A 14,748-nucleotide genomic window follows, 5' to 3' on the forward strand; every position below is an offset into this window, starting at 1 on the left:
CAGGTGGAGTCGTTGTCGCCTGCGGTGCTGGAGTGGCTGAGGTAGCAGGTGGAGTTGTTGTCGCCTGCGGTGCTGGAGTGGCTGAGGTAGCAGGTGGAGTTGTTGTCGCCTGCGGTGCTGGAGTGGCTGAGGTAGCAGGTGGAGTCGTTGTCGCCTGCGGTGCTGGAGTGGCTGGTGTTGATGAGGCGGCTGGTTTAGAGCGCTGCTGCTGATAAAAGTTGAGAACTCTTTGAGTATAAGCCGTCGTTGGTGCGTTGTTGTAACGGGTAGCATCGCCCGTCATCCACCAAGAAGCTGTGCGCTGCACGGCAAGGGCTTCGTTATTACCACTGGCTTGATACTGCTGGCGCAGGACATCGCCCATCACGCAAACAAGAATGCTGCGGGCTGTGACGGGGCTAGCTTCAAAGTCGGCAGGGGTGAGTTCTCGCCCAATGCATTGTCTAGACCAACGGGGTATATTAGCGGCTTTGATTTGCCAATCGCTGTAGAGTCCATCGTCTTCTCTCCCGGTTTGGGGAGCAGCCAGCCGCAGGGCTTCTACTAGTGATGCCACTTGAGGGTTGGAAATTTGCGCTGACGCTGGCAAAGGAAATAGTCCCAGGCTGAGGACTACTCCACCGATCAGCAGCTTTTTGGTTTGTTTAAGGATGTTAAAACTCATTGGCATTACATTAAGTTAAAGTCTGTTTGCTCTCCAAGGACTTTACACTCTTGCTTCAACCTGAACTTCCGTCTAAGGAGTGTCGCGCCATCTTCAATAATCTTTCAACCCATTAACAGCATGGATTGACAGCGTTGACTACGGCACATCTTTTTGACTAATTATTTATGAAGAAATCGGTGCTCCGTCTTGGCGATCGCCAATCGCTAATTACTGCTGAGGAACTGCCTTTTCCACGGTGGGATGGGTGCTAATGCCATCCACTCCGCTAACGCCGACTCCTAAAGTAAGCTGCAAGGGCGTTTGTGAAGGGTAGGCTTTCACAACTTGTCGATAGACGGAGTAGTTGGTTGGTCGGGTGACTCTCTCACCATCTTTTGTGAAGGTAATCTGATAATCTACAGAGCGCAATAATTCCGGTCTGGTGGCTTTCTCGTTGAACTTTTTTCGTTGTTCCACCTCATCAACAGTTGGACGTGGAGGCGAAATGGGCCACCACAATCCCTGGTCATCGGGGCCGATTACCCTACCTTCGGGTTTTTCGCCGTTGCGGTTTAGTAGAGACGCGGAGGCAAATTCTTCAAAGCGAGGCTGCTTAGCGGTTGCAGGGTTAATGCCATACTGAACCTGCCAGGTTACGGTTGTCCGGGCTGTGGCTTCATACTGGTTTGTTGTGGTGGTTTGGCAACCAGACAGCACCACGACCATAAAAAAGCTCGTTAGGATTGAAAAGATTTGGCGATGTCGCGAGTAACGATCGAAAGACACAAGGGAAAAGTAAAGATAAAACAATGCAGCTAGCTCCGCTCTATCCTATCGTTTACCGAATTCTTCAGCCCAGTTTTCCTAGCTGTCTCTGGACGGGGGCAACAAATTCACGGGCGATCGCGCTGACCTTTGATGATGGCCCTCATCCTCAATACACGCCCCAATTGTTACCTGTACTAGAGCGTTATGGAATTCAGGCGAGTTTTTTCTGGTTGGGGTCTTGTGTCGAGCGATCGCCTAGTATAGCCAAACAAGTCTATCAGCAAGGTCACTGGATCGGGATACATGGTTACTCCCATCACAACTTCGCTTTCCTGAATCCCGCAGAACTCAAGCAGAGTTTGACAAAAACTCAAGCCGCGATCGCTTCTGCTTGCCAACTCAACCCAGAGTTGGTTCGCGATGTTCGCCCTCCCAACGGTTTATTTACCCCCCAAACCTTAAAGTACTTGCACTCTTGGAACTACCGTCCTGTGATGTGGAGTGTTGTTCCTGAAGACTGGGAACGTCCTGGCATCTCTGTCGTCATCCAGCGAGTGTTAGAGCAAGTTCAAAATGGCTCGATTGTTGTTCTGCATGATGGCTACTATGGAGGACAGGATGTCGCCCAAACAGCAGCGCAACTGATCCCATTACTGTTGCAGCGAGGCTACCATTTTGTGAGCGTGGAGCAACTCTGGCAGCAAAGTCTGAGCCGTGGTGTGGGCAATTAATTTAGAGAAACACCCTTGATGTCCCAGTTCAATCGAGTAGAGAGTGCTTTTTCGGGCTTGCACCGAGGACAACATCAAGGCTTTTTGATTTCAGTTAGTATCAGCAAGTTTCATGCTGAACTATTGTGAAGAATCTATCTGAGCCAAAAAAATTTCGCTAACCTGATAAACAAGGGAGGTTCAGTAATATAGTACCCGTGTACTATTATCGATCTGAAATCTCTGTTGTAATTTTTTCGCCCATTAGCTGTCATAAGCCGAGAGAATTCATTAAAATAGCTGAGTATAATCCTCTCAGATTTCTGGTACAAGCAAATTCAGACTCAGACTAAGTTTAGAGAAGATTTATTCAGCCACAGACAACGCTGCGTTTTTAACTGGGATCAGGTGCCATCTTGACATGGCTAGCCTTGTCGATCTTCCATGACACTCTAATCCAGTTAAATTCAGGATGTTGCCAAGTGCGGTTGATATTAAAATCTCTGCCTAAACACTCACTGAGTCATGCCTGTACTGCACAAATTCGATCGAGCAATGGAGTTGGACATGGGTTTATTGATCTCAATAGCAGAAAGTTCAGATCAAAGCCACCTAAAGTGAATTTTTGACCCTAGACAATTTCACTGATTAAATTACGTGCATTTTTTGTAAGAGAGGCTACAATCGGAAAAGTTTGCGACATAGTCAGTCTTAAACAATTACCGATCACGCTTTTACTGAAGGTTGAGTTTAAGAATAGAACTCGGATCTAATTTTCCAGTTCACCTCCTATATCAAGGAATTGGTGGTGCAGGAAAGTGTCTCACTGGCTAGGCTATCTTAAGTAGATCAACTAATACCATCTACTATTTTTTTTTACTGAAGGAGCATGAGGAAAACGGCATGACCCAGGCTAACGACGTACTCTCAACACTGACTCAGCCCGAAAGCGAGTTGGAACTCTTAATAGAGGAGGACGCGAACCCAGACGAGCTTGCGGATGTTCAAGCAGAGGAGGACGATAGTCAACCTGGCAAGACACGTACTACTCGTCGTAGAGCGCAAACCAAAAAAAAGCACTATACAGAAGATTCAATCCGCCTCTACTTACAAGAGATTGGTCGCATCCGCTTGTTGCGTGCTGATGAAGAAATTGAACTCGCTCGGAAAATCGCGGATCTATTGGAGCTAGAACGCATTCGTGATCGCTTGGTCGATCAGCTAGAGAGGGAGCCGCAAGATAGCGAATGGGCAACCGAAGTTAACATGGCGCTACCAGCTTTTCGTCATCGCCTCTACCTGGGTCGGCGGGCAAAAGACAAAATGGTGCAATCCAACCTGCGACTGGTTGTCTCCATTGCCAAAAAGTACATGAATCGGGGACTCTCCTTTCAAGACCTGATTCAAGAAGGTAGCTTGGGTTTGATCCGCGCCGCCGAAAAATTTGACCACGAAAAAGGTTACAAATTCTCCACTTATGCTACTTGGTGGATTCGTCAGGCAATTACCCGCGCTATTGCTGACCAGTCTCGTACCATCCGCCTCCCGGTTCACCTCTACGAAACGATTTCGCGGATCAAGAAAACCACCAAAATTTTGTCTCAGGAAATGGGTCGCAAGCCCACTGAAGAAGAAATCGCAGACCGCATGGAAATGACCATTGAGAAACTGCGCTTCATCGCCAAATCTGCTCAATTGCCCATTTCCCTGGAAACCCCCATCGGTAAAGAAGAAGATTCCCGCCTCGGAGACTTTATCGAAGCCGACGGCGAAACCCCCGAAGACCAAGTTTCTAAAAATCTCCTCCGGGAAGACTTAGAGAGCGTCCTCGATACCCTTAGCCCTCGCGAACGCGATGTTCTACGGCTGCGTTACGGCTTGGATGATGGACGGATGAAGACACTAGAAGAAATCGGTCAAATCTTCAATGTCACCCGCGAACGGATTCGCCAAATCGAAGCCAAAGCGCTTCGCAAACTGCGCCATCCTAACCGCAACAGCATTCTCAAAGAATATATTCGCTAACACCTCAACCTCCGGCGTTTAGCAACAATTTCCCAAAAGCAAAGAGCAACATTTAAGTTTGTTCTTTGCTTTTTTTGGGATGAATGTATTAGAAAAAAGCCAAAACAATTGGCTTATCGCTTTATTTATGGAGTGACAAAAATCCTAGATTAGTGAACATCTAGAGTTTAAAGTGTATAGCTAGCTATACGCCCCTACCAAAAGATTCAGGAATGATTAGGACGGCTAGAATACTTTTCCTTCTTCTCCCTAGTCCCAGCGCCCCCTAACTAAGTCTCTACTGGCTTGCCTAAGGCTTGGGTTCTAGACGGTTTTTGCTGCGGCTGTAGGGGAATTTCAATGATAAACTCTGTCCCTTGACCGAGTTGACTGTTGCAGTACAAACGACCGTTGTGTTTTTCAGTCACTATTTGATAACTAATTGATAATCCTAATCCGGTGCCAATGCCAAGGGGTTTAGTGGTAAAGAAAGGGTCAAAAAGTTGGGAGCATGTCGTTTCACTCATCCCCGAACCATTATCAGCGATCGCGATCGTGACTTGATTATCCTCTCTTACTTCAGTAGAAATCCGAATCTGACCAGGATGCACTTCAGTGTCTTTCAACAACCGTCCTTTGTAGCATTCATCAATGGCATCAATGGCGTTGGATAGCAAATTCATAAACACCTGATTGAGTTGCCCCGCATAGCACTCCACTAATGGTAATTTGCCGTATTGTTTGACAATCTCGATCGCCGGATGGTCGCCTTTGGCTTTGATACGATTGGCAAGAATCATCAGTGTTGACTCAATCCCCTCGTGAATATCAACCGCTTTCATTTCGGCTTCATCGAGGCGAGAGAAGTTGCGGAGACTGCGGACAATTTCGCGAATGCGTTCGGCACCGACTTTCATTGAAGTCAGCATTTTTGGCAAGTCTTCGACGAGGAATTCTAGATCGATCTCTTCTACTTCGTTTAAAATCTCTGGCGTGGGATTGGGAAAGTGTTGTTGATACAGTGCCAGCAACCCCAATAAATCTTGTGTGTATTCGTTCGTGTGCGTTAAATTGCCGTAGATGAAATTAACAGGGTTGTTGATTTCATGGGCTACTCCTGCTACAAGCTGACCTAAGCTCGACATTTTCTCATTTTGTACGAGCTGAGTTTGTGCTTGTTTGAGTTGGTGTAGCGTTTGCTGAAGCTGTGTCGTTTGGGATTGAGCCGTTGCGGTGGCTTCCTGAGAGCCGGAATACAGTTCGGCTTGATTAATACCGATCGCCAATTGGTCAACTACCGCTTGCAACAGTTCCACTTCACTATCAGTCCAAGGGCGAGAGGAGTGGCTGTGACCGCAACTGAGCACGCCAATTTCACCCGAACGAGTTTGAATCGGCAAACAAAGCAGCGAAATGTATCCAGCAGTTTGTAAAAATTCCTGCAAACTTGGCTCAGTGCAAGAGAGGTGATCATCAATGCGGAGCACTTCTCCACGCAAAAGCTGCTGACTTACCGGATCGGTTTCGGTAGTCGGGTAGGAACCAAGCGTGCTAGGGATAGCTGAAGTTCTAGCTTCCTGAATTATCTCCCAGGTGGGAGGAGCGCTCTGCTTTACGTACCAAGCGAAGGTACAGCGGTCGATTTGCAACAAGTCACGAATTTCGCTGACAGCCGTTTCTAAGATCGTCTCTACATCAAGGGTGTTACGAATTTGGCTAGAGAGGCGGTTTAATAAAGCTTCCCGTTCGGCTAAGGCTCTAAATCGCGCTTCTGAGTGCCGCAGTGCTTCCTCTGCGGCGACGCGATCGCTAATATCAGTATGAACTCCCACCCATTCCCGAATACTGCCATCTGGCTCTAATACAGGCACCGCACGAACGCTCATATCCCTGTACTCGCCATCGTGGCGTCGCAAGCGATGTTCGATCTGGCAAGAGGTGCGACTAGCAACAGCAGCCGACCACACCTTTAATATATAAGGTTGATCCTCTGGGTGAACGGCATTTAACCATCCCCACACCTTCAACTCCTCAAACGTTTGTCCAGTGAAGGCGCTCCAATCTGGCTGTTCGGTAACAAATTCCCCTTCTGAGTTAGTGTCCCAAATGATCTGAGACGTTGCCTCAACCAGCGAACGATATCGCTCCTCCGAGTGTCGCAGCGTCTGCTCTGCCTGTTTAAGGGCGGTAATAACATTTGATGTACCGATAATCTTGATGATTCTCCCTTGCTTATCCCGTATGGGATTGAGGGTAGTAAGTGCCCAGACTTCTCCGATTGGAGAGGAGAGGCACTCTTCGTAGGTAATTGCCCTGCCAGCCTTGAGACACTCCACATAATGTTGCCGCATTTGAGTGCCTGTTGCGCTGTCAAATATTTCTTCCGGGGTTTTGCCGGAAATTTCCCAAGATTTAATACCAATACTCTTATCGGTGACTGGGTTCCAACCCGCAAAGCGGAAGTCGCCATCCTCTGTGACGTTGACAACGAAAATACTTTGTTCGACGCCATCGTAGATGGAGCGTAAAAACTGTTCACTCTCTCGAAGGTCGGCTTCTGCTTGTTTGCTCGCGGTGATATCATGAGCAACGGCATAAATCATTTGCCGATCTATGGAAGACGCTGAATTCCAGGCCAGCCATTTATAAGAGCCGTCTTTGCAGCGGTAGCGATTCTCAAAGCTAATGCCTTCAGCACCCGTAGATAGTGCTTGGGCTTCTTGTAGAGTTTTTTCTCGGTCATCGGGATGAACAAATTCAATGAACGGAGAGGCTTTCAGTTCCGTTTGCGTCCATCCGAGGGTTTTTTCCCAAGCTGGGTTAAGTTGCTTAAAGTAGCCATCAAAGCTAGCGATCGCTAGCATATCTAAAGAAAGTTGGAAAAAGCTATCTCGCTGTTGTTCGGCTTGAATGCGATCGCTAATATCCAGGAGCAAGCCACCCCACATAATGTTGCCGTTGGCTTGCCTTTCTGGTCGGGAACGACCTTGCAACCATTTGAGGCGTCCCGATGGCGTAATCATTCGCCACTCATGACTCCAAGGCTGTAACGTTTGAGCAGAAACAATAATGCTCTGCTCTAGTTCTCGTCGGTCATCCGGATGCATCACGCTAAATAGGCACTCCGCATCCTGCTTAACAGCGTCTGGCTCTAATTCGCATAGCTCAACACAAGCCTGGCTGACATAGGAGAAATAGTGACGACCATCCGGACACAGCACATACTGATAAATCATCCCCGGTATGTTGGCTGCTAGTTGCTGAAATCGCATTTCGCTTTGTTGCCATGCTTCTTCAGCTTGCTGACGCTCGGCAATTTCCGCCCGCAGTTGCTGGTTTGTTGTCACCAGTTCAATTGTTTGTTGTTGTACCAGTTCTTCTAGCGCGATCGCTTCGCTGTAAATAATCATGCCGCCAATTTCCCCCTCGGCTTGTTTCCAAGGATGAATCTCCCACCGCACGCGCTTTTGCGAGCCTCGGATCAAAGCCTCGACCGTTTGCCGTTCTATCGCTCCGGCTAAACACCGTTGGCAGATATTTTGCCAATCATCAGGAAGGTTAGCAAAGACCTCATAATCACCAGACGCGACTTCTAGAAGCGATCGCCCGATAATTTCTATCTCATTCAGCTCATAATCAAGCAACCAGCGACGATTTACCAGCATGTAGTGCATCTGGCGGTCAAACATCGCTACCCCTGATGGGATACGCTCAATTAAGAGCTGTAATAGCTCAGAATTATTCAAGATCTGCATGAGCTAGAAATTGACAATTTATGAACACCGAAAAAGCCAGCCTAAAAGCATTCTAACGATCCCAACGCTACATTTAGGACGTTGAGAATACGGAAGTTTGAGGGTTGCTGTTGTCAAGGGGAAGTCTGTGTGTGATTTCAATTTACCAGCAGTATCTTGTCAGCTACCTCACACCCATCAGTCTTCATGATATCTTTGCAACCAAAAACAATTCTTAGATGTCCAACAACAGACTACTGACTGTCACCTACTAAAAAAAGCTGGGATTCTTATAAGAACTCCCAGCAACATGAATTGAGGTTGTCAGATTAATTTGAGGTTTCGCGACAGAGAAGTTAAATCAAGCCCCAGAAGTGTAGTACACCCTGACCGCTAACATATTCGATAATCAGAGCCGCAACAAAGCCGATCATTGCCAAGCGACCATTCCAGTTTTCCGCTTGAGGGGTAAAGCCAAACTTAACGTCGTTACGGTTTTCAGTTTGCATAATTCTTATTTTCTGAGGTTACATTTTGTAAATTTACCTGTAAATTAATGTAACTGGAAATTAGCAAAACTGCAACAATCTGTACCGACGCGGTTCATGGGTTCTGCTTAGACTAAGATGGATTCCTTTCACGGCACACTCTGCCGCACCTCAGAGCGCCCTGTAATCCTAGTTATTGGAGAAGGCAACGCGGCGATTGCCCGTCGTGAAGGGGTAAGATTTTCGGAATTATTCACATCAAGGGGATGTCATGATCGCCTCCCGGCTGCCAGAGCGACTAGATAGTTACTACCACCACATCAAGACAGTCATTTTGAGTCGTCAAAACCCGATTACGGGGCTTTTGCCCGCTAGTACCGCAGTTAATGCCCACGGCGACTATACCGATGCCTGGATGCGGGACAACGTTTACAGCATTTTGGCAGTCTGGGGACTAGCATTGGCGTACCGCAAGCTAGATGCTGATAGCGGACGCCTGTTTGAGTTGGAACAAAGCGTGGTCAAGCTGATGCGAGGGCTGTTGTTCTGCATCATGCGACAAGCGCCGAAAGTCGAGCGATTCAAACAAACTCAATCCCTGATGGATGCCCTACACGCCAAGTACAACACCCACACGGGCGATGTGGTTGTGGGGGATGACGAATGGGGACACCTGCAACTGGATGCGACCTCGCTGTTTTTGTTGATGCTGGCGCAGATGACGGCATCGGGGTTGCACATCGTTTACACGATTGATGAAGTTAACTTTGTCCAAAACCTCGTTTATTACATTGGTAGGGCGTATCGGACGCCGGACTATGGAATTTGGGAACGGGGTAACAAAGCCAATCACGGCAATCCGGAACTCAACGCCAGTTCTGTAGGTATGGCAAAAGCCGCACTAGAAGCGATGAACGGGCTAGATTTATTTGGGGTGCGGGGTTCCCAAGCCTCGGTGATTCATGTTTTACCTGATGAAATTGCGCGATCGCGAATTACCCTCGAATCCTTACTTCCTCGTGAATCTAGCTCTAAAGAAACCGACGCCGCCCTCTTGAGCGTGATTGGTTTTCCAGCGTTCGCGGTCGAAAACACAGAACTAGTGGAACGCACCCGCCAAAAAATCATTGATAAGTTGCAGGGAAAATATGGCTGCAAACGCTTTTTGCGGGATGGGCATCAAACGGTTCTAGAAAATACAACTCGCCTGCATTACGAACCTTGGGAACTGCAAAAGTTTGAGCATATTGAGTCAGAATGGCCCTTGTTTTTCACTTATTTGATGTTAGACGGACTATTTCGAGGAGACATCAAACACGTTGAAAAATATCATCAGTTGTTAAAAGATTTACTAATCGAGCGTGATGGGATTGGGCTACTTCCAGAATTGTATTATGTGCCTGAGGAAAATATTGAGGCAGAACGCAAATCTCCCCACAGCCAGCTGCGTCTTCCCAATGAAAATGTCCCCTTAGTCTGGGCGCAGAGTTTGTATCTTCTAGGTCAATTGCTGAATGAGGGCTTACTGGCACCAGGAGATATTGACCCATTGGGGCGGCATTTAGGGGTGGGGCGTCATCAAGACCCGATGGTGCAAATTGCCCTAATCGCAGAAGATGAAAAGCTTCAGGCACAACTGGGGGCTTACGGAATCGCTACACAGACGCTGGCGCAGGTAGAGCCACTGCAAGTACGTCAGGCAACCGAACTGTCTGCGGCGTATGCCCAAATTGGGCGCAATGACGCACTGAATTTAACGGGACGCCCAGTGCGACGCCTGCGGAGTTTGATGACTTCGCGCATCTTTCGGATTCAGGGAGAGGCGATGGTCTTCTTGCCATCGTTTTTAGACCAGCAGCAGTTTTACCTGACGCTGGATTACCATTTTTTGGTGGATCAGATTAAGAGCGAACTGGCTTATATTCAGCGTCACTGGTGGGAGTTAGGGCGTCCGACGATGACGTTGTTGTTAACTAAGACGATGTTGGAGATGGGGTCTGAGAAGACGGATGATGGTGGGATGGATGAAGATGCACCGATGCAAGTCTTAATCCAGGAAATGAAGAGCGGTATCTGTAATGGTGTGTCGGTGAAGCTGGGGCGTCTTAATCAACTGATGCTGAAGGCAGGAACGGAACGGATTGATTTTTTGCATGATTTTGAACTGACGCGATCGCCGATTAATACCACCACCAACCCTGACTATTATCTCCATAGCCATTCCCATAAAAATGGCCCCTTAAGCCATAGCCAGGAGTTTCTCTTAGAGTGCGAAACGAATCTGCAATTTTTGCTCGATAGCCTCCGGGATTCTCAGAATCTCTACGAGCAAATCGAGTTACTGCGGACGCTGCGACGGTTGCAAGGATGGCATTTTGATACCGGATTTGGCGGGCCAGGAAAACCTGTCACTGTCACCGATTTGCTGAATGAGGTGTACGTTAAAGCGGCAAGTGAAGGGCCATCGCCTTACTGGACTGTTGTGCGTCTAGCGGCGGGTTTACTAAATAAAGTAGACATCGGTTTGTCAGACGCTGTCACCGATATTTTGATCCGTGGGAAGCAAATTACCGTGGGAAAGGCTTACAGCGAGGCATCACTGATTAAAAAGCCAATGCCCCACTTGGAGATTCAGGCGAAGATCGATGAGTTTTGTGGAGAAGATATTCGCGATCGCGTCCTCACCCAAGAAATTCTCATTTACCTGGGCTTATTGATTAAAGCTCAACCAAAGCTATTTCAAGGACTGCTGACTCTGCGCGTAGGGTATATGATTCTCCTGATCACCAGTGAACTGGCAACAGAGTTAGGCATCACCCAGGATGAAGCTTACGAACAGCTCATGTCTTCTAGTCCAGTTGAAGTCAAAAGGCGCTTACGTTCCTGTTTAGCAGGCTACGACGACATTCACCAAAAGCTGCGGCAGCAAGAAGCCTTGCACCTCAAGCAGCCGAAACAAGCTATTGATTGGGCAACCGTCACAGACAGCTCGGAACGGGAAGATCTCCCCGTAGCAGGGAGTTGGGTCAAAAAGCGGCAACTTGACGGCACAGCGGGTCGAGTTCCCAAATACTTCTACCCCAGCGTCTGGCAAGTGATGAAACACTGTAAAGGTTTGATTATTGGCGACAAATTAGAACGCCGCAATCGCCTGGATAGTCAACTGCTGCTTTCGGAGATGACTCCTGGTGAGAAGAACTTTGCCCTACGCGTCGAGCATTTGCTCAACAAAATTCAGGCTCCAGAATATCGGCAAGTGAACATCGAAGCCTTGATGGAACTTGCCGCCGTTGTTGAACGCAACCCCGAACTCCAGATTGAAGAATACATTGTACTAGATGTACTCGTTGGTCATGCTGTGCGACTAACATGGCTAGAGCGTTTCCCCGAACACACCAACCATTACGACGAGTACAAAGCCGCCGCGTGGCGTTCCTTCTACAATACCTCGCCCCAAGAGTGTGCCAGCTTCATCCTCAAAGCCTTCCGCTTCCTCACCCAGTTTGAACCAGAACGGGCGGCTTAGAGTCGGTGAGTCCTGAGTCCTGAGTCCTGAGTAGGAAAGAAAGTATGAAGTATGAAGGGTGAAGTATGAAGGGTGAAGTATGAAAGGTAAGAGGTTCTTCCCTGCACCCGTTCGGCTGAGCGTTCGACTGCCCTTCGGCAGGCTCAGGAACCGCGCTCACGCCGAAGTCTCACGTCGAAGCCTGCACCCCTGCACCCCTGCACCCCTGCACCCCTGCACCCCTGCTCCCCTACTCACTGACTCTTTTCCCAACTGCCATTAGCATGTTTCAAGCGACGCGTTGCCGACTTGCCCTTTGGTATACCGGAGTAACGGCTGTATTGCTTTTATTCTTTGCCACAGGTGTTTATGTATATGTCCGTAGCACCCTGATTGAGCGGGTGGATGACACATTGAAGCATGTGGTGGAAGTAGTAGAGCGATCGCTGATTATTCAACCCACCCCAGGTTCTGATGTTCCCTATCGCGTTAATATCGAAGCCAGCTTTCGAGACAACACCAACACTGTAGATGACGACCACATCGACCTGGAATGGTTTAGCCCCAATGGCGAGCTGCTGTGGTCAACCTTATCAGAACCCCTGGATATTCCCCTCAACCTCAACCCGATGGGAAAAACCGTGCATCTTGCCGCCGATCACCTGTTGCGCCAGGTAACCGAGCGCGTGGAAACTGAGCGTCACGTTCTGGGTTATCTGCGGGTGAGCCATCCTTGGTTTGAAGTCACAAAGCCTATCCAGCAATTAATTATTGACTTAACATTAGGCACCCTAATCATGGTGCTGTCGGTGGCGGCAATTGGCTGGTTCCTGTCGGGAATCGCGATGGAGCCTGTGCGGAAGTCTTACCAAAGCCTGAAGCAATTCACGGCGGATGCTTCTCACGAACTGAGAAACCCGATTGCAATGATCCAAATGAACGTGCAGATGGCGCTGTCCTACCCAGATTTAGACACGCATCTTCAGCGGCAACAGTTGAAGGTGATTGAACGACTGACTCAACGTTTAGGGCGCTTAGTCAATGACTTACTGTTTCTAGCGCGTTCCGATAGCGGTATGGTACAACTCCAGCAGCAATCTGTACCTCTAGATGCCTTACTGATGGAGGTGATTGAAGAACAGCAGCTAGTGGCGGCAGAGAAGGGTATATCCCTCTCGCTGAATCTGCTAGAGACGCCGACGAGTAACGAACTACATAAGTCAGACAATGCCTTCACTCTTCTAGGAGACTGGGATCAATTAGCACGTCTATTTACCAACCTGGTCAGTAATGCGGTGCAATATACTCCCACCTCAAAGGAAGCCTCTGTGCAGGTGGAATTGCAACAAACCGAACGCCTTGGCACCGTCGGCGGACGACATCCTCAGTCTTTACTGCAAGTGCAGGTGCGGGATACAGGAAGTGGTATTTCTGAGGAGGCGCTCTCTCACATCTTTGACCGTTTCTACCGCGTAGACCTCGCCCGCACTCACGATACTGCTGCTGGTTCAGGATTAGGGTTAGCGATCGCCAAAGCCATTGTCGAAAATCATCACGGTAGCATCCAGGTTGCCAGCGTTCTCAATCAAGGCTCCACTGTCACCGTTAGCTTGCCCGCCTATCAAGGAAGTTTGAAGATGGAGTCCTGAGTCGGGGAGAAAGTATGAAGGGTGAAGTATGAAGTATGAAGGGTAAGAGGTAAGAGATTCTCTTCATCTCCCCTGCACCCCTGCACCCCTGCACCCCATCTCCTCATCTATCTACCTTCAGAATGCCACTTGTGACAGATGCAGGGGCTTGCAACACAACCTAATTTAATAAAAGGCTGGAACATTCAGCGACATCTAGCTACTCGCTGTCAATGAAGTTTAGTCACCACTACAGCTGTAGCCTACTTGGGTCAATTGTGCATTGAAACCGTGGTCACCGCTGCTCCAGCCGTAATCACTGTATCCCAAAATTGAAATTTTTAGGAGACGAATATGCCAATTGCCTTAAGAGAAGATGTCACCTATATCATGTTAAAAAAAATTCATGAAGGTGATGACCAAGGTAAGCACCCAGTAGGGTTTACAAAATCCGACTTTGTGGGTCGTAATCTTTCACAGTCAGACCTGTTGGGTCATCTTGATTACCTTAATCAAAAACAGTACATCGACGCTGAGTTTACCGGGAACGCCTACGCCAACCAGGAAGATGTTCCTAGCGTCATTGATTCCGAAGAGGTAGACTTTCGCGTCGCTAATAGCTTTGGAGCAGAAGACGGCCCATTACCCCATTTAATCACCTTTAAACGGGCAAAACTGACCGATAAAGGTCTAAAAATGCTGGAGAAAATGGAAGCCAATCCTCCTAAGGCGCTAGAAAAAGGGCCAGTAGTCCCAATTGCTACCAAGGACATGCCTTTCCTAGAAAAGGTGATGCTGAAAGCAGAGCTAGAGGATATTTTTGACGCCAGAGACCTCACCGAACTAGTCTTCCGCACTATGCGCGACTTGATGACCACAGAAGCGCAAGACCACGTTGCTGAGGAATTAAAAGGAGAGGAATCTCTACCTACAGACGACAAAGCTTTACAAAACGACCTTGTGGACCTTTGGAAAGATACGAACCCAATTGTCGCGTGGCTCAGTCGAGTTCGCCCCCCATTTGATGGTCCTGCTCCCTTTGTTATTGACGACGATCTCTTTGTTTTTCGAGTTGAACAAGAAGGAGGAGCCCCTCCGGGAGTCAGCGGCGAGAAAATTGTTAACGCCGTCTTTTCAGCAACTAAGGACGAACTGTCTGAAGAGCGAATTCAGGAAGTTGCTGGGTTTCTCCCCGGTAGAGTCAAAACTATGTGGGAGCAAGCCTAAACTTGCAAAAATGCGGATGTAAATTTTTCAGGCGACTA

At 48.3% G+C, this 14,748-nt stretch carries 8 protein-coding genes and 1 pseudogene; 5 read left to right on the forward strand and 4 right to left on the reverse strand.

Going from position 1 to position 14,748, the window contains the following annotated elements:
- Both AC5JR3_RS08705 and AC5JR3_RS08710 read right to left on the reverse strand, forming a co-directional pair.
- Window positions 1–664: pseudogene (locus tag AC5JR3_RS08705) on the reverse strand (hypothetical protein); the annotation flags it as partial.
- Between the two features lie 210 nt (window positions 665–874).
- Entirely contained in the window at window positions 875–1,372 is a 498-nt protein-coding gene (locus AC5JR3_RS08710; protein WP_495845072.1) for a hypothetical protein, read from the reverse strand.
- Window positions 1,373–1,455: 83 nt separating this feature from the next.
- Here AC5JR3_RS08710 and AC5JR3_RS08715 point away from each other — a divergent pair, with 83 nt between their 5' ends.
- Window positions 1,456–2,145, forward strand: coding sequence for a polysaccharide deacetylase family protein (locus tag AC5JR3_RS08715; RefSeq protein WP_495845000.1), 690 nt, complete (start codon window positions 1,456–1,458; stop codon window positions 2,143–2,145).
- Between the two features lie 882 nt (window positions 2,146–3,027).
- Window positions 3,028–4,149: an RNA polymerase sigma factor RpoD gene (gene rpoD / locus AC5JR3_RS08720; RefSeq protein ID WP_495845002.1), complete on the forward strand. Its 1,122-nt coding sequence runs from the start codon at window positions 3,028–3,030 to the stop codon at window positions 4,147–4,149.
- Between the two features lie 269 nt (window positions 4,150–4,418).
- Here rpoD and AC5JR3_RS08725 read toward each other — a convergent pair whose 3' ends face one another.
- Entirely contained in the window at window positions 4,419–7,874 is a 3,456-nt protein-coding gene (locus AC5JR3_RS08725) for a PAS domain S-box protein (protein WP_495845004.1), read from the reverse strand.
- Between the two features lie 344 nt (window positions 7,875–8,218).
- Window positions 8,219–8,371 carry a chlorophyll A-B binding protein gene (locus AC5JR3_RS08730; protein ID WP_495845006.1) on the reverse strand — a complete coding sequence of 51 codons (153 nt, stop codon included), beginning with the start codon at window positions 8,369–8,371 and terminating at the stop codon, window positions 8,219–8,221.
- A 250-nt stretch (window positions 8,372–8,621) separates the two neighbouring features.
- On the opposite strand from AC5JR3_RS08730, the gene AC5JR3_RS08735 reads away from it, so the two are divergent.
- From AC5JR3_RS08735 to AC5JR3_RS08745, 3 genes are all read left to right on the forward strand, one after another.
- Complete coding sequence (locus AC5JR3_RS08735) at window positions 8,622–11,876, forward strand: phosphorylase b kinase regulatory subunit alpha/beta (protein WP_495845007.1); 3,255 nt, start codon at window positions 8,622–8,624, stop codon at window positions 11,874–11,876.
- A 263-nt stretch (window positions 11,877–12,139) separates the two neighbouring features.
- Window positions 12,140–13,504, forward strand: coding sequence for a sensor histidine kinase (locus AC5JR3_RS08740; RefSeq protein ID WP_495845009.1), 1,365 nt, complete (start codon window positions 12,140–12,142; stop codon window positions 13,502–13,504).
- A gap of 333 nt (window positions 13,505–13,837) precedes the next feature.
- A complete protein-coding gene (locus tag AC5JR3_RS08745; protein WP_495845012.1) occupies window positions 13,838–14,710 on the forward strand; it encodes a DUF2267 domain-containing protein in 873 nt (290 codons plus the stop codon).
- Window positions 14,711–14,748: the final 38 nt, after the last annotated feature.

The organism is Kastovskya adunca (genome assembly GCF_059505785.1).

What these genes read in the sequence shown, in the direction of transcription:
- AC5JR3_RS08745 (WP_495845012.1), top strand. Translation starts at nt 13,838, where the DNA reads ATGCCAATTGCCTTAAGAGAAGATGTCACCTATATCATGTTAAAAAAA.
- AC5JR3_RS08710 (WP_495845072.1), bottom strand. Translation starts at nt 1,372, where the DNA reads ATGGTCGTGGTGCTGTCTGGTTGCCAAACCACCACAACAAACCAGTAT.
- AC5JR3_RS08730 (WP_495845006.1), bottom strand. Translation starts at nt 8,371, where the DNA reads ATGCAAACTGAAAACCGTAACGACGTTAAGTTTGGCTTTACCCCTCAA.
- AC5JR3_RS08735 (WP_495845007.1), top strand. Translation starts at nt 8,622, where the DNA reads ATGATCGCCTCCCGGCTGCCAGAGCGACTAGATAGTTACTACCACCAC.
- AC5JR3_RS08740 (WP_495845009.1), top strand. Translation starts at nt 12,140, where the DNA reads ATGTTTCAAGCGACGCGTTGCCGACTTGCCCTTTGGTATACCGGAGTA.
- AC5JR3_RS08715 (WP_495845000.1), top strand. Translation starts at nt 1,456, where the DNA reads ATGCAGCTAGCTCCGCTCTATCCTATCGTTTACCGAATTCTTCAGCCC.
- rpoD (WP_495845002.1), top strand. Translation starts at nt 3,028, where the DNA reads ATGACCCAGGCTAACGACGTACTCTCAACACTGACTCAGCCCGAAAGC.